Consider the following 14,725-nt stretch of genomic DNA (forward strand, 5'->3'; position numbering starts at 1 on the left):
TGCCGACCGGTCCCGATGCGGTCACGGTCGGGACTCGCAGGTCCGGGGGAGGGGGTCGGCGGCGGGCTCTGAGAGAGTGGGGGCATGCACGAAACGGACACTTGTACGGGGATGGGCCACGTCGTCGTCATCGGAGGCGGGATCGCCGGCCTCGCCGCCGCGCACCGACTGCTCGCCGCCGGTGCCCGCGTGACCGTCCTGGAGGCCTCCGGCAGGCTCGGCGGCAAGCTGCTCCCCGGGGAGATCGAGGGCGTGACCGTCGACCTCGGCGCCGAGTCGATGCTCGCCCGCCGCCCCGAGGCCGTCGCCCTCGCCCGCGAGGTCGGCCTCGCTGAGCGACTTCAGCCGCCCGCCACGGCGACCGCGGCGATCTGGACCCGAGGCGCCCTGCGCCCCATGCCCAAGGGCCACGTCATGGGCGTACCCGGCGACGCGTCCGCGCTGGCCGGTGTCCTCTCCGAAGAAGGCCTGCGCCGCATCGCGCAGGACCCTGAACCGCCGCCCACCGAGGTCGGCGACGACGTCGCGGTCGGCGAGTACGTCGCCGCGCGCCTCGGCCGCGAGGTCGTCGACCGCCTCGTGGAACCGCTGCTCGGCGGCGTGTACGCGGGCGACGCCTACCGCATCTCGATGCGCTCGGCCGTCCCGCAGCTCTTCGAGGCGGCCCGCACGCACGCCTCCCTCACCGAGGGCGTCCGCGCCATCCAGGCGCGCGCCGCGAGGAACCAGCGGACCGGCCCCGTCTTCATGGGCATCGACGGCGGTGTCGGCCTGCTGCCGCTCGCCGTCGCGGAGTCGGTACGCGCGCGTGGCGCCGAGATCCTGACGGACACGCCGGTCACGGAGGTGCGGCGCCGCGGCGACGGCTGGCACGTCGGCACCGGAAGCGGCAGCCACGAAGCGGACGCCGTCGTCGTCGCGCTCCCCGCGCCCGCCGCCGCGAAGCTCCTGGACGCCGAGTCACCCGCCGCGGCAGCCGAGCTGCGCGCCGTCGAGTACGCCTCCATGGCCCTCACCACTCTCGTGTACCGCCGCGCCGAAACCGACCTCCCCGAGGGCAGCGGTTTCCTCGTGCCGCCCGTCGACGGGCACACGATCAAGGCGTCCACCTTCGCGAGCCGCAAGTGGGGCTGGATCGACCGGCAGGACCCGGACCTGCTGGTCCTGCGTACCTCGGTGGGGCGGTACCGCGAGACGGAGATCCTGGAGCGCGACGACGCCGAGCTCGTCGCCCTCTCCCGGCACGACCTGCGCGAGGCCACCGGCCTGACCGCCACGCCTGTCGCGACCCGCGTCACCCGTTGGAACGACGGCCTCCCGCAGTACCCGGTGGGCCACCACGCGCGCGTGGCCCGCATCCGCGCCCATGTCGCGCGGTTGCCCGGTCTCGCGGTCTGCGGGGCGGCCTACGACGGGGTGGGCATCCCGGCGTGCATCGCGAGCGCGTACGCCGCCGTCGACCAGCTGGGCGGTGACCTGACCGGTGTGCAGGAGCTCACCGCCAACCCGGTGCAGAGCCTGCACGGCGGCGGAGGAGAATAGGGCCATGAGTGACGACGCCCCCGCCAAGAGCCCGAACGCGGGCAAGAAGGCCAAGGACCTCAACGAGGTCATCCGCTACACGCTGTGGTCCGTCTTCAAGCTGCGCGACGTGCTGCCCGAGGACCGTGCCGGATACGCCGACGAGGTCCAGGACCTGTTCGACCAGCTCGCCGCCAAGGACATCACCGTCCGCGGCACCTACGACGTCTCGGGCCTGCGTGCCGACGCCGACCTGTTGATCTGGTGGCACGCCGAGACCGCCGACGAGCTGCAGGAGGCCTACAACCTCTTCCGCCGCACCAAGCTGGGCCGCGCCCTTGAGCCGGTCTGGTCGAACATGGCGCTGCACCGCCCCGCCGAGTTCAACAAGTCGCACATCCCGGCGTTCCTCGCCGACGAGACGCCGCGCAACTACGTCAGCGTCTACCCCTTCGTGCGCTCCTACGACTGGTACCTGCTGCCCGACGAGGACCGCCGCCGCATGCTCGCCGACCACGGCAAGATGGCCCGCGGCTACCCCGACGTTCGCGCCAACACGGTCGCCTCGTTCTCCCTCGGCGACTACGAGTGGCTCCTGGCCTTCGAGGCCGACGAGCTGTACCGCATCGTCGACCTCATGCGTCACCTGCGCGCCTCCGAGGCCCGCATGCACGTACGCGAAGAGGTGCCGTTCTACACCGGCCGCCGCAAGTCCGTCGCGGAGCTGGTGGCGGGCCTGGCGTAACCGCCCCGTTCCACGCACCGGGCGGGCGCGGCGACCGTAATCCGGTTGCCGCGCCCGCCCGGCGCGCTGTGACGGACTAGCGCTCTCTCGGCAGTTCCGCCGTCCGTACGCCGGACGTCGGCTCCGGCTCCTTGTGCGGTGCGCATGCCGCGCGCCGGACGGGGAGCCGGCCCTCCAGGAGGTACGCGTCCAGGTGGTCGTTGACGCACTTGTTGGGGCCGCCCGCGATGCCGTGCGTGCCCGCGGCCTGCTCGGTCACCAGGACCGAGTCCGCCAGCCTGCGGTGCAGTTCCTTCGCCCCCCGGTACGGCGTCGCCGCGTCGCGCTCGGCGGCGAGGATCAGTGTCGGGGGCAGTACGCCCTCGGCGGTGCCCACGTCGACGGGCCGCTGCCGGGGCGCCTTCCAGTAGGCGCACGGCAGGTTCATCCAGGCGTTGTCCCAGGTCTCGAAGGGTGCCAGGCGCGCGAGGTACGTGTTGTCGCGGTCCCAGGTGGCGAAGTCGGTGGGCCAGGGCGCGTCATTGCACTCGACCGCGGTGTAGACGGCGGTCCCGTTCTCCGACTCGGCGGCCCCCCTCGGCTCGGGAGAGGCCATCTCGATCAACGGCTTGGGGTTGCCCTTCAGGTACGCGGAGAGCGCCGCGGCGCGCGTCGGCCAGTAGTCGTCGTAGTACCCGGCCTGGAGGTAGGCGGACTGCAGCTGCCCGGGGCCGACCTTGCCGCCAGCGGGCTTGTGGGCCAGCTCGGCGCGCACCCTCTCGTAGCTGCGGAGCACCTGCTCGGGCGATTTCCCCAGGTGGTACGTGCGGTCGTGCTTGGCCACCCAGGTGCGGAAGTCCGCCCACCGCCGCTCGAAGGCCAGGGACTGTTCGAGGTTGTTGCCGTACCAGACCTGCTCGGGGTCGGGGTTGACCGCCGAGTCGAAGACCATGCGGCGCACGTGCGAGGGGAAGAGCGTCGCGTAGACGGCCCCGAAGTACGTGCCGTACGACGCTCCCATGAACGTCAGCTTCTTCTCGCCGAGCGCCGCCCGCAGCACGTCCAGGTCGCGCGCGTTGTTCAGTGACGTGTAGTGGCGCAGCCCGGGGTTGCGGGCCGCGCAGCCGCGCGCGTACGCCTTCGCCCGAGCGACGCGCTCCCGCTTGTACGCGGCGTCGGGGTGGACCGGCGACTGTGTGGGCGCCTTGATGTGCTTCGTCGGGTGCTGGCAGGACAGCGGCGCCGAGCGGCCGACCCCGCGCGGGGCGTAGCCGACCAGGTCGTACGCCGCGGCGATGCGCTTCCACTCGGGGATGGCGCCGACCAGCGGGAAGTACATGCCGGATGCGCCGGGCCCGCCGGGGTTGAAGACCAGCGCGCCCTGTCGGCCGACCTTCTTGCCCGCGGCCCGCCGGGTGGCCTGGGTGCGGCTGACGGTCAGTTTGATCTGCTTGCCGTCGGGGCGGGCGTAGTCGAGGGGGACGGTGACGGTGCCGCACCGCAGCGAGGGCGGGAGGCCCTCGGCCTTGGCGCAGGCGCCCCAGCGGATGCCGGCGGCCTCGGCGCGCTGGGCCGCGACGGCGGTGCCGCGTGTCTCGGGGGCGGGGGTGGGGCCGCTCGCGCTTCCCGCGGGGGCGGCGACGAGGGCGGTCAGGACCAGGGATCCGGCGGTTCCATAGCGGACGGCTGCTGCTCTCATCGCGCGTGTCTTCCCCTTTTTGTTCGGCTGAGCGTTCCGGAAGGTGCTCGAACAAAAGGGATGATTCGTGTGGTAATTGGTGAAGTAAAGCACCGCCCTGCCGGTGTCGGCTCAATGCCCCCGTTGAGCCGCTTCCCGGGGCGGCCGGTGCGAGAAGGCCGCCCGCAGCCCGGGGTCGCCCGAGGCGCGGACCCCGCGCACGGCCACGGCCGTGAGCCCCTCGCCGCGTGCGGGCAGGGCGCCCAGGAGCCGCTGGCCCGCCGGTGACGCCCAGCGGGTGTACGGATGGACCTCGACGCGGGCGATGAGCAGGCAGGCCGTGCACACCAGCAGCGGCAGCGCGAACCAGGCCGCGACGGGCACCTGCCCGGCGGCGCCCCCCTCCTGCCCCGGCATCAGCACCGCGACGGCGCCGAGCGCGAGAACCGCGACCGTCGCGGCACGCACCTGGCGGACCGCGGCCGCGACGCCCGAGCCCGCGTCGTCAGGGACGGCGAGGCCCGCCGTGACGAGCCGGTCCGCGAGGGCCCGCACCGGGTCGGCGGCGGCCACGCCCCGCCGCACCCTCGCTATCGGCGACTGCCCGGCGGGCCCGATGGCACCCAGCACCGAACGCTCCATCTCGTCACGGCCCACCGGGTCGACGACGGTCGCCCAGCCGGTGTGCGCGATCAGCAGCCGCCGGGCTCCGGCCATCGCGACGAGCGCCACGTCGGCGACGCGGGCGGGGCCGCCGGACAGGAACGCCGCCTCGTAGAGGGTGAGTTCGTGCCCGCGTGCGGCGGCCTTCTCCTGTGCGGCGGCGCGGCTCGCGGCGAGGCAGAGCCGGCCGCAGGACAGGCCGGCCGCGGCCCAGGCGAGGAGGAACAGAGGGACCCAGAACATGGCGGTTTTCTATGCGACGACGCCGCGTCGCGCCATGGTTTATTCACCATGCGGACAATCGGTGACAGGTAGGTAACGTTCCGCTTTGGGCGGGAGGCCGCCGGAGGCAGCGGGAAGGTGGGCGACGGAGTGACCGGGGCGGCCGGGCCGGGGGTGTCCGTCGGGCCCGGTGGGGGCGGCGTACTGGTCGCAGGGGGCGCCGGTCCTGAGGTCGCCGCGTCCCGGGCGAGTGCGTCGAAGTCGACGAGGCCGGTGGCCTCAAGCGCCTTGATGTGGTCGAGGACCGTCGTGTTCGCGTCGTCGGCCAGCGCGCGCACCAGGGAGTTGCGGGTGTTCGCCCGCACCTCGGCCACCAGCGCGAAGACCTTGCCGTGGGCGCGGCGCAGGATGTTCGCGAACTTCCCGTCGTACGTCTCGTCATGGGCGGCGCTCAACTCCCCGAGCCAGCCGCGCTGTCGGGGGTTCGGCTGGCTGGGCAGTTCGAGGCTGAGCCGGGTCGCCACCTCGCGTACGCGCGCGTCGAGGAACGTGTGGCCCTCGACGAGGTGCTCGCCCGCGGCGCGCACGGCCCTGGTGGTGCCGCGCTCCTCGGCCTGCTGTCCGGCGGGCAGCTCCCACAGGCCCGCGAGCCGCACCTTGGTGATGAAGTCCCGGTCCAGGGCGGACAGCGGCCCGAAGTCGGTCGCCACGGCCTCGGCGTCGAGCCGGGCGAGACCGGTGCCCGAGCGGTCCTCGTAGGACCAGAGGGGGAAGAGCAGCGCGGCCAGGGTCGCGAGGAGCCCCGCGACGATGAGGCCGGTGCCGTTGACGGTTCGGGATCGCATGACGCCTCCTGTTGCGCCACCGCACGCTAGTGCGTGCCCGGTGGGGTGCGGCCCGATACGGCCGGGAGTACGTCAACTGCCATAGGGCGGACGCCGGTTGCCGGGCTCGGCGTGCGCCCTCAGAAGAAGTAGGGCGAGCTGCTCAACCTGACCCGCCACCCCCGCCGCCCCCGCAGGACGAGCCACCCCCTCCGCCGCACGAGGACCCGCCCCCGCAGGAGGAGCCACTCCCTCCGCCGCACGCCGAACCGCCGCCCCCGCAGGACGACCCGCCCCCGCCGGAACAGGAGGAACCGCCGCCCGCCCCGCACCACACGGCCGTCCCGCCTCCCGCGCTCCCCGCACCCGCACCCGGGCTCCGGTAGGGCGCGATGTACGGGCCCGCCGGAGCCGTTGGCTGCACGCGGGTCCTGGCGGCAGCGATCAGCTGGGACCGCAGCTCCGGGTGGGCCGCCGCGAGGCCGCGGGTCGCCACCAGCTGGGCCGCGCCCGTCAGGTGGCCCGACGAGGCGACGTACTCGCGCAGGGCGGACCGCCCGGCGACGGTGAGCTGTTTCGACGTGACCGACAGGCAGATCAGGCCGGTCGCGACGCCGAAGACGAGGGCGGGCAGCAGCGCGAGGACGGAGTCGAGCGCGGCGTCGGGTTCTCCCGACGCGGGGTACGCGTCCAGTTTGAGGAACAGGGTCAGCATGGCCGCGACCATGAATCCGAAGAGGCTCAGGAGCGCCAGCAGCCCGGCCCGTACCCGCCACTTGCGCTGCCGCCCCGGCCGCACCACGAGGCCGCGCCGCGCGAGCGCATCCCCTGTCTCCTGCACCGGCGCGCTGCGCATCACCGCCGCCCGCAGCCAGTGCAGCGCGCCGCTGGGTGCCGCGGCGTGCGCGTCGATGACCGCCTGCTCGCCGGAGTTCCGCGCGGCGGGCCGGGCGATGCCGACGACGCCGGGCCCGGCGACGACCAGCCTGCCGTCCTCGTGCAGCCCCGCGATCAGCGCGTCGGCGGCGCGGGCGGGCCCGCCGGAGAGGAACGCCGCCTCAAGGGTGCCCCGGACGAAGGCGCCGTGCTCGGCGTCGGGCGGGGGGCCGGCCCGATGGGGGGACCTGGTGCGGCGGGCGGCCACCACACCCCTGATCAGCTCCGCGGCGGCGAGTGAGACGACGACCGTGTACCCGGCGCCCATCATGTCCACGGTGTTCACAAGGTCACCGCCTCAGCAGGACCCGGCGGGTGGCGTGCAGCAGTCTCGCTGCGGGCCGCCGCGACAGCGGCGCCGGGCCGGACCGTTCGAGCCACCAGTCGCTCAGCCGCCGCCTGGCCTCCGCGTCGTCCGGCCGCCCCGCGAGCAGCAGATGCTCGGCGAAGTGCAGCGCGTCGTGGCGGTAGCCGCCCGTCATGGGCTGGGAGCGCGCGTACGCGAGGAAGTCCGCGCGGTACGCCGCTCCCAGGATCTCCGGCAGCTCGGGCGCGACCTTCGCCACGACGTCGGCCCGCTTGGCGGCCAGTGCGTGGCTCTGCACCCTCAGCCGCACGTGGTCGAAGCCCTCGGGCGCCGGGGTGCCCGCGACGAGAGCGGAGAGCAGGGCGGTCTGCGCGAGTGCGGTGCGCTGCCGGGCGGCGGGGGCCGCGGGCGGCACCTCGCGCCGGACGCCCGCACTCTCCGACGGCAGCTCTCCGGATGCCTTCACGGTGGCCCGAATGGCGTCCAACTCCCGCTCCAGGTCCGCCGGTTCGGGGAAGTTCTCGTCCCGCTCCAGGAGGACACCCGGCGGAAAGACGCGCGACGCGAGGTCGGCGAGGATCGCGAGGACGGGCTCCGGCACCGGGTGCGCGTGACTGTCGTGCCAGACGCCGTCCCGCTCGAAGCCGCCCGCCACATGGACGTACGCGATGGCCTCGACCGGCAGTTCGTCCAGCGCCTTTGCCGGGTCCTCGCCGCGGTTGACGTGGTTGGTGTGGAGGTTGGCGACGTCGATGAGCAGCCGTACGCCCGTACGCTCCACGAGCTCGTACAGGAACTGCCCCTCCGTCATCTCCTCGCCGGGCCAGGCGATCAGCGCCGCGATGTTCTCCACGGCGAGCGGGACGGGCAGCGCGTCCTGGGCGACGCGGATGTTCTCGCAGAGCACGTCGAGCGCGTCGCGGGTGCGCGGCACCGGCAGTAGGTGCCCGGCCTCCAGGGGCTGGGTGGCGGTGAGGGCGCCACCGGCGCGTACGAACGCGATGTGCTCGGTGACGAGCGGCGAGCCGAGGGCCTCGGCCCGCTCGGCGAGCGCGGTCAGGCGCCCCTCGTCGGGGCGGTCCGCGCCGCCGAGTCCCAGCGAGACGCCGTGCGGCACGACGGTCACCCCGCGCTCGCGCAGCCGCAGCAGGGACTCGGGCAGATGCCCCGGGCAGAGGTTCTCCGCGACGGCCTCGACCCAGTCGATGCCGGGCATCGCCTCCACGGCCGCCGCGATCTCGGGCCGCCACCCGATGCCGGTCCCGAGCCGCGACGCGGAACTCCGCCCCACGCCCGGGCCCCGCCTCATCTCCGGACTGAGCATGTCGCTCCCCCTTCGTCCCCCGGACCCCCGGACCCCCCGGTCCTCCGCTCCCAGACCATGGCCCGGGCGGGCGGCGGTGAACCCTCGGTCGGAGACGTTCAGAGCTACATTTGAGGTTCCGGCCGGGCGGTGTTGATCCGTCCGGGCGGCGCGGGTGAGGGGCGGGACGTGGTGGAGATGTCGCCGCTCGGCCCGGCGGGCGCCGGCGCCGGGGGAGTGGCACCGGACGGCGGCGGGGGCCCGGTGGGGCTGGCCGTCGCGGTCGACGCGGCGCCGTTCGCGATCCCGTCGAAGTCGACGAGCCCGGTGGCCTCCAGCATCGTGATGTGGTCGAGGACGGTCTGGTTGGCGTCGGTGGCGAGCTGCCGGACGAGCGAGTTGCGGGTGCTGTCGCGGACCTGCGCGATCACGCCGAAGACCTTGCCGTGCGAGGCGCGCAGCAGGTTGGCGAACTTGCGCTGGTACGTCTCGCCGCTCGCCGCGGTCAGCTCCGCGAGCCAGCCCTGCTGCTGCTCGGTGGGCTGGTTGGGCAGCTCCACGCCGAGTTGCGCGGCGGCCGTACGGGTGCGCTGGTCGAGGTCGGTGTGGCCGACGATGAGGTGGTCCCCGGCCGCCTTGATGGCCTCGGTCGGCGCCCGTTCGACGGCCTGCTGCCCCGCGGGTATCTCCCACAGTCCCGCGAGGCGCACCTTCACCAGCAGGTCCCGGTCGGCCGCGGAGAGCGGACCCCACCGGGTGGCGACGGACCCGGCGGCCAGATTGGCGGGCCCGGTCCCGGAGCGGTCGGCGTACGACCACACCGGGAACGCGATCGCGCCCAGCGTGGCGACAAGTGCCGCGATGATCAGAGCCGTGCCGTTGACGCGCCGCAAGGTGCCTCCCGTGGTGCTCCCATGTCGCCGGTGATACCAGGAGGTACGGAAGATGCGGGCGGGGCGTTCAACGGCGCGCGTCCCAACCGGGTGAGCATCTCGGCGAGGGGTGAGGCGTCGGCCGGTACGGGCAGCGGCGGTGCGAACGCGGCCCCGGGAACCCGCCGTTCGGGGCCCGCGGGCACGCGCCGCGCGACCGCGAGCGCCGCGGCGAGAACTTCGTCGGGGAAGGTGACGGGGACGCCGAGCGTGGCCGCGACGTCCCACGCGTGCACCACGTAGTCGAGAAGGTGGAACCCGACGGCGACCCGCCCGGGAAAGCTTCCGCCGATCTCGGGCAGCGTGAACCGCTGTTCCGTGGCTGCTGCCGCGTACTCGGCGAAGGCGGCGACGACGTGCCGCACGGATTCCTCGTAACGGGCCAACGGGTCGCTGCCGAGGTTGAGTTCGAGCCAGAACGTACGGTCGTCACCCGCCCCTCGCGCCGCTGCCGCGAAGCCGTGGTGCTGGGCGGTCATGTGCGTCACGAGGCGGCGCAGGTCCCAGCCCGCGCACGGGGTGGGGCACTCCCAGTCCGACGCGTCGCGGACGTGGGACAGGACCTGGAGCGAGGTGTGGACGGCGGTGCGGTCGAGGGCGACGAGACCGGTCATGGCGTACCTGCTTCCTCGGTGGGGGCGGGGCGCGTGATCCGTGGCGGCATGACGTGAGCATAAAACTAAACGAACGATCGTGCTGACTTTTTCCGGAGAAAATTCGGGGGCACCTCCGCCGATGCGTACCGCCCTGCGAGGCGTCAGATCACGGGAGTTGGGGGACCAGCGCCGCATCCGTCGCCGCCGCGCGCAGTCGCGTCGTGATGCCCGTGCCCGCCCGCCGGTACGCGTCCGGCACGCCGTGCAGGACCGAGTGCGAGTTGGCCGTCTCCATGAGGGCGACGAGTTCGAAGGCGAGCTGGGCGACATCCGTGTCCGCCCGCAGCTCGCCGGTGTCGCGCGCCTCGCCAAGGCACCGCTCCACCTGCGCGGTCCAGCCGCGGTCGGCGTCGGCCAGCGCGTCGTGCACGGCCCCTTCGCGGGCGTCGTACTCGGCGATCGCCCCGTAGAAGAAGCAGCCGCCGGGGAAGACGCGCCGCTCCGAGTACTCCAGCCAGGCCGCGCAGAGCCGCCACGCCCGTCCGATGCCGGGGGGCTCCTGGCAGGCGGGCTCGACCACCGCGTCGAGGAAGATGCGCCCCGCCGCCCTGATGGTCGCCAGCTGCAGTTCCTCCTTCGACCCGAAGAGCGCGAACACCCCGCTCTTGCTGAGGTTCAGCTCGGTGGCGATGCGCCCGAGCGACAGCGCTCCGAGCCCTTCGACGGAGGCGATGTCGACGGTGCGGCGCAGCACGAGGCGGCGGGTCTGGTTGCCGCGCTCGACCCGGCCGTCGAGCCGTCCCCCGGCCGAGGACGCCCCGCCGGTCACGGTCGACCCCGGCGTGCGCCCGGTGCCTTGCGTTCCGCTCTCACCCGCGTGTTCCCCTGTCCGATCCTGACCGATGTCCGAGTCCTGGCCGCACCCTAACGCCGTGGTGGTCGGCGGCGTAACTCCAGCTCAAGCGGTAATTCCACTTCGGGCAACAATGCCGTGCCGAAGTTCCCATTGTGGCAATGCAGGACTCCTCCGCAGGATGAGTGACGTACCGAACCACCACCACCTGCGAGGTTTCACTTGATCGTCATCACTGCCCCCACCGGCAACATCGGCAGCCACCTGCTCCCCCTCCTGCTGGACTCCGCTGCCGCCCGTGGCGAAGAGCTGCGCGTGGTGGTCCGCGATCCCGCCCGGCTGCCCGGCGCGGTACGCGAGCGGGTCGAGGTGATCACCGGTTCGCACGGTGACGCCGAGGTCGTCGACCGGGCCTTCGACGGTGCGGACGCCGTGTTCTGGCTCGTTCCGCCGGACTCCTCACTGACGCCGGACGCGGCCTACCGCGGCTTCACGGGACCCGCCGCGAAGGCCCTCGCCACGCACGGCGTCGGCCATGTGGTCGGCGTCTCCGCACTGGGCCGCGGCACCCCGCTCGCCGACCGCGCCGGACTCGTCACGGCCTCCCTCGCCATGGACGACCTTATCGCGGGGACCGGTGTCGCCTACCGGGCCCTGGCCAATCCGTCCTTCTACGAGAACGTCCTCGAGGAGGCCGAATCGATCCGGGACAAGGGCGTCTTCACCGACAACACCGACCCCGACCGCAAGGCGCCCATGGTCGCCGTCGCCGACATCGCGGCCGTCGCCGCCCGTCTCCTCCTCGACCGCTCGTGGACCGGCACCGACGACGTCCCGGTCCTCGGACCGCGGGACCTGTCCCCGAACGACCTGGCCCGCATCATCACCGAGCAGCTGGGCCGCCCCGTCCGATACGAACGCCAGTCGCTCGGCGAGATGTACCCCACCCTCGTCGGCTACGGCCTCAACGAGGCCTTCGTCCAGGGCATTTGCGACATGAAGCGGGCCAAGGACGCGGGCCTCGACGCGGGCGTCACCCGTACCGGGGGCACCGCGACGCCCACCACTTTCGAGCAGTGGTGCGCCGACACCCTCATGCCCGCCGTCCGCGGCGACTGACTACCCGTCACCCGCGTACGGCCGCACCACCAGAGTCCACCGCACCAGACCCCACCGCACCAGAACCCAGAACACCGACCGCCGCTTCGGAGGCACATCCCATGACCACCCAGGAAACCGCAACCGCTCCCGCGACGCAGGCCGCACAGCCGCCCGTCACCGCGTTCATGCTCGTCAAGACCACACCCGAATGGCTCGCCATGACGCCCCAGAAGAGGGTGGACGCCTTCGTGACCGAGGTCATCCCCGCCATCAAGGCCAAGACCACCGGTGTCCGGTCGCGCTTCTACGACACGGAGTTCTACTCCACCCGCGTCACCGACGTCTGGGTCTGGGAGGCCGACGACCACAACGCCTACCAGCTCCTCATCGACGCACTGCGCGAAACCCCGTTCTGGGACCGCTACTTCGAGGTCGTCGACCTCCTCGTCGGCACCGAGAACGGCTACGCCCGCACGTACGGCGTCGAGGCCGTCACCACCATCAGCACCTGACACCAGGGCTCATGCGCGACACCAGGGCTCATGCGCGCGGGAGCGATCCGACGCGGCTCACCCCTTCGACCGCGACGGTCTTCCCCGGGGCGATCTCCGTGAAGCCCGCGTCGCGGACCACCGGGTTGCCGCCCGCGGTGACCTCGCGCCAGCGGTCCGCGTCGGCGGTGCGGACGGAGAGCGGGAAACCGGCGTCGCGCCAGGCCGCGCGCTCCTCGTCCGACAGCTCCCACCAGGCCAGCTGGGCGCCGTGGCCCGCCTGGGCCATCGCCTTGCCCGCCGTCATGCCGACGTGGGGATTCATCCAGAGGACGGGGTGCGTCGGGTCGGCGCCGGGCGGCGGCTCCGGGTCGTCGAGTTCGGTGCCGGACACCTGGAGCCGGGCCAGCTCCTTGGGCCAGCCGTCAAGCGGCACCGGCGGGAAGACGCGGACCTCGGCCGACTTGCCGGTGACCGTGATGCCGGGCAGCGCCTCGGCCCTGCGCCACTCGGCGCCGCGCGCCCGCCGCACCACCTTGCGGATGCGGGCGTCCTCCCAGTCGCGCATGGCCCGCGCCCACTCGCCGTCACCGAGCGAACGCTCGTCGCTCAGCATCACGAGGACGGCGCGGGCCGCCGTCTCCAGGGCGTCCGTGCGGGCCGGGGGCGCGGCGCGTTCGATGCGCGCGACCAGCGGCAGCACGAACTGCGGGGCCTCGTCGCGCCAGGTGCTCTCATGGCGGAACGGGGTGTCCTCGGCGGCCGCTTCTGCGGGGGTGGTCGTCTCGTCGCTGCTCACACCCGCCAGTCTGCCAGCCTCCCGGCCGGGAGATCGGCCCTGCCCCGTGCTCCGTGCGGTGCTCGTGGGGCGTACGCGAGGATGACCCGCATGGAACGTGATCTCGCTGTGCGGCTCGACGGGGTGGGCCGCCGCTACGGCATGCGTGGCGCATGGGTGCTGCGCGGAGTCGACCTCGGCATACCGGCGGGCGCCCTGGTACGGGTCGAAGGCGGCAACGGCACAGGAAAATCAACATTGTTGAGGCTGCTCGCCGGAATCGACGCGCCCTGTGAGGGCCGGGTGTCGGGGCGTCCGCGCACGGCGTTCGTGCCCGAACGCTTCCCGGCCGCAATGCCGTTCACGGCGCTCGGCTACCTCACGCACATGGGCCGCGTCCACGGACTCGCGCACGGGGCCGCCCGGCGGAGCGCGGCGCAGTGGCTGGAGCGCTTCGGCGCCGGCGGGTACGCGCGCACCCCGCTGTCCGAGCTCTCCAAGGGCAGCAGTCAGAAGGTCGCCGTGGCGCAGGCCCTGCTCGCCGAACCCGAGCTGCTCATCCTCGACGAGGCGTGGACCGGCCTGGACTCCGCCGCCCGCGCCGAACTCGACCGCGCGGTGGGTGAGCGCACGGCGGCGGGCGGCTCGGTGGTCTTCGTCGACCACGACCCGCGCCGCCTCCAGGGGGTGGCGGAGGAGACGTACGTACTGGCGGGCGCGGCACTCAACCGCCGCACTGTGCAGGCGACTTCACAGTGTTGGCAGGGGCCGACGGTTCTCATCGAGACCCAGGGCCCACCGGGCGCCGGACTCCCGGCCGCGGTGACGGCGGCGGCCGTGACGGTGTCGGCCATGACGGGTTCGGCCGTGGCGGCGGGCCCGGACGCGTCCGCCGGGCCCACGCGTCTCACCGTTCCCGCACCTCACTCGGACCGGGTCCTGCGGGAACTCCTGACGGCGCGACCGCCGTGGCACGTGGCGAAGGTGATGAGGGTGACGGAAGCGGTGGAGGCGGGCGCGGTGGAGGCGGGCGCGGTGGAGGCGATGGAAACGGCGGACGGGGAGGTGCTGTGATGCGCGCCCTGCTGCGCTATCGCACCGCCCTGCTCGTGCGGTCCCAGCGGTGGCTTCCGCCCGTCATCCTGTACGCCGTGTTCCTCGGCATCGGCGTGCAGGGCGGGCAGCCCATCCTGGACTCACTCGCGTACGCCGCCGGGGGCCTGCTCCCCGTGACCGCCTGGCTGGTCCGGATCTGCGTGACCAACGAGCCGCCCGCTGCCCGCGGTTGCGTCGCCGCGGCCGCCGGTCCGGGGCGGGCCCACCTCGCCTCGCTGCTCGCCGCGCTCCTTGCGGCGTCCGCACTCGGCGGGGCGGCCGTCCTCGTCGTGACGGCCATCAGCGACGCGTCGAGCACGAACGCGCGGGTCCCGGTGCCGCGCCTGTCCGCGGGCGCGGCCGGTCTGCTCGCGATGCTGGTCAGCGCGCTGCTCGGCACCGCGCTCGGGGCGCTCGCCAACTGGCCCCTGCTGCGTTCCGCGGGGCGCGCCGTCCCCGCGTCGCTGCTCGGCGCGCTGTTCCTGCTCGTCACCACGGGCTCCCCGGCGAAGTCGGTCCTCACCGATCTGACCACGGGGTCGAGGGACGGCGTGGTGCCGGCGTCGCCGGGCGCACTGGCGGCCGCGGCGGCCGTCGCGGCGGCGGCGATGTGGGCGGCGTGCGCGCTCAGCTCGCGGCGCGGGTGACGGTGGAGGAGGGCGTACGGAACGGGAGGGGGCGAAGTGCCGGTTCCCTGCCCT

The 14,725-nt window shown here is 73.6% G+C and carries 14 protein-coding genes and 1 pseudogene; 6 read left to right on the forward strand and 9 right to left on the reverse strand.

Translation table 11 applies throughout. The features are described 5' to 3' along the window. The first annotated feature begins 84 nt into the window (after window positions 1–84). Both hemG and hemQ read left to right on the forward strand, forming a co-directional pair. On the forward strand, window positions 85–1,542 hold the full coding sequence (gene hemG, locus AC07DI_RS11395) for a protoporphyrinogen oxidase (RefSeq protein WP_478903883.1): 1,458 nt from the start codon (window positions 85–87) through the stop codon (window positions 1,540–1,542). 4 nt (window positions 1,543–1,546) lie between these two features. Continuing rightward, window positions 1,547–2,266: a hydrogen peroxide-dependent heme synthase gene (gene hemQ, locus AC07DI_RS11400; protein WP_384262423.1), complete on the forward strand. Its 720-nt coding sequence runs from the start codon at window positions 1,547–1,549 to the stop codon at window positions 2,264–2,266. A gap of 76 nt (window positions 2,267–2,342) precedes the next feature. On the opposite strand, the gene AC07DI_RS11405 is transcribed toward hemQ, so the two are convergent. The 8 genes and pseudogenes from AC07DI_RS11405 to AC07DI_RS11440 form a co-directional block, all read right to left on the reverse strand. Then, window positions 2,343–3,944: an alpha/beta hydrolase gene (locus tag AC07DI_RS11405; RefSeq protein ID WP_478903885.1), complete on the reverse strand. Its 1,602-nt coding sequence runs from the start codon at window positions 3,942–3,944 to the stop codon at window positions 2,343–2,345. A 111-nt stretch (window positions 3,945–4,055) separates the two neighbouring features. Then, window positions 4,056–4,829 (reverse strand): TIGR04222 domain-containing membrane protein, encoded by a 774-nt coding sequence (locus tag AC07DI_RS11410; RefSeq protein WP_478903887.1) that lies wholly within the window; start codon window positions 4,827–4,829, stop codon window positions 4,056–4,058. An 86-nt stretch (window positions 4,830–4,915) separates the two neighbouring features. After that, a pseudogene (locus tag AC07DI_RS11415) lies at window positions 4,916–5,653 on the reverse strand (DUF4142 domain-containing protein); the annotation flags it as partial. Window positions 5,654–5,795: 142 nt separating this feature from the next. After that, the gene (locus AC07DI_RS11420) at window positions 5,796–6,854 is read right to left on the reverse strand and encodes a TIGR04222 domain-containing membrane protein (protein ID WP_478903889.1); all 1,059 of its coding nucleotides are present in this window, start codon (window positions 6,852–6,854) and stop codon (window positions 5,796–5,798) included. A gap of 4 nt (window positions 6,855–6,858) precedes the next feature. After that, entirely contained in the window at window positions 6,859–8,199 is a 1,341-nt protein-coding gene (locus tag AC07DI_RS11425; protein ID WP_478903891.1) for an MbnB/TglH/ChrH family RiPP precursor modification enzyme, read from the reverse strand. 104 nt (window positions 8,200–8,303) lie between these two features. Next, entirely contained in the window at window positions 8,304–9,071 is a 768-nt protein-coding gene (locus AC07DI_RS11430) for a DUF4142 domain-containing protein (RefSeq protein WP_478903893.1), read from the reverse strand. Then, the gene (locus AC07DI_RS11435; protein WP_478903895.1) at window positions 9,044–9,724 is read right to left on the reverse strand and encodes a TIGR03086 family metal-binding protein; all 681 of its coding nucleotides are present in this window, start codon (window positions 9,722–9,724) and stop codon (window positions 9,044–9,046) included. Before AC07DI_RS11435 ends, AC07DI_RS11430 begins: the two co-directional genes overlap by 28 nt. Window positions 9,725–9,872: 148 nt before the next feature. Beyond that, window positions 9,873–10,535: a TetR/AcrR family transcriptional regulator gene (locus AC07DI_RS11440; RefSeq protein ID WP_478903897.1), complete on the reverse strand. Its 663-nt coding sequence runs from the start codon at window positions 10,533–10,535 to the stop codon at window positions 9,873–9,875. A gap of 246 nt (window positions 10,536–10,781) precedes the next feature. Between AC07DI_RS11440 and AC07DI_RS11445 the strand changes: the two genes are divergently transcribed. Together AC07DI_RS11445 and AC07DI_RS11450 are read left to right on the forward strand one after the other, a co-directional pair. Further along, a complete protein-coding gene (locus AC07DI_RS11445; RefSeq protein ID WP_478903899.1) occupies window positions 10,782–11,678 on the forward strand; it encodes an NAD(P)H-binding protein in 897 nt (298 codons plus the stop codon). 101 nt (window positions 11,679–11,779) lie between these two features. Then, window positions 11,780–12,172 (forward strand): darcynin family protein, encoded by a 393-nt coding sequence (locus tag AC07DI_RS11450; protein ID WP_478903900.1) that lies wholly within the window; start codon window positions 11,780–11,782, stop codon window positions 12,170–12,172. A 28-nt stretch (window positions 12,173–12,200) separates the two neighbouring features. On the opposite strand, the gene AC07DI_RS11455 is transcribed toward AC07DI_RS11450, so the two are convergent. Then, a complete protein-coding gene (locus AC07DI_RS11455) occupies window positions 12,201–12,950 on the reverse strand; it encodes a peptidyl-tRNA hydrolase (RefSeq protein ID WP_478903902.1) in 750 nt (249 codons plus the stop codon). Window positions 12,951–13,040: 90 nt separating this feature from the next. Here AC07DI_RS11455 and AC07DI_RS11460 point away from each other — a divergent pair, with 90 nt between their 5' ends. After that, window positions 13,041–14,003, forward strand: a complete 963-nt coding sequence (locus AC07DI_RS11460; RefSeq protein ID WP_478903904.1) for an ABC transporter ATP-binding protein — start codon at window positions 13,041–13,043, stop codon at window positions 14,001–14,003. After that, window positions 14,003–14,671, forward strand: coding sequence for an ABC transporter (locus AC07DI_RS11465; RefSeq protein WP_478903906.1), 669 nt, complete (start codon window positions 14,003–14,005; stop codon window positions 14,669–14,671). Before AC07DI_RS11460 ends, AC07DI_RS11465 begins: the two co-directional genes overlap by 1 nt. The last annotated feature ends 54 nt before the right edge of the window (window positions 14,672–14,725 follow it).

This window comes from Streptomyces sp. NPDC044106 (assembly GCF_056433985.1).

What these genes read in the sequence shown, in the direction of transcription:
- hemG (WP_478903883.1), top strand. Translation starts at nt 85, where the DNA reads ATGCACGAAACGGACACTTGTACGGGGATGGGCCACGTCGTCGTCATC.
- hemQ (WP_384262423.1), top strand. Translation starts at nt 1,547, where the DNA reads ATGAGTGACGACGCCCCCGCCAAGAGCCCGAACGCGGGCAAGAAGGCC.
- AC07DI_RS11405 (WP_478903885.1), bottom strand. Translation starts at nt 3,944, where the DNA reads ATGAGAGCAGCAGCCGTCCGCTATGGAACCGCCGGATCCCTGGTCCTG.
- AC07DI_RS11410 (WP_478903887.1), bottom strand. Translation starts at nt 4,829, where the DNA reads ATGTTCTGGGTCCCTCTGTTCCTCCTCGCCTGGGCCGCGGCCGGCCTG.
- AC07DI_RS11425 (WP_478903891.1), bottom strand. Translation starts at nt 8,199, where the DNA reads ATGCTCAGTCCGGAGATGAGGCGGGGCCCGGGCGTGGGGCGGAGTTCC.
- AC07DI_RS11435 (WP_478903895.1), bottom strand. Translation starts at nt 9,724, where the DNA reads ATGACCGGTCTCGTCGCCCTCGACCGCACCGCCGTCCACACCTCGCTC.
- AC07DI_RS11450 (WP_478903900.1), top strand. Translation starts at nt 11,780, where the DNA reads ATGACCACCCAGGAAACCGCAACCGCTCCCGCGACGCAGGCCGCACAG.
- AC07DI_RS11460 (WP_478903904.1), top strand. Translation starts at nt 13,041, where the DNA reads ATGGAACGTGATCTCGCTGTGCGGCTCGACGGGGTGGGCCGCCGCTAC.
- AC07DI_RS11465 (WP_478903906.1), top strand. Translation starts at nt 14,003, where the DNA reads ATGCGCGCCCTGCTGCGCTATCGCACCGCCCTGCTCGTGCGGTCCCAG.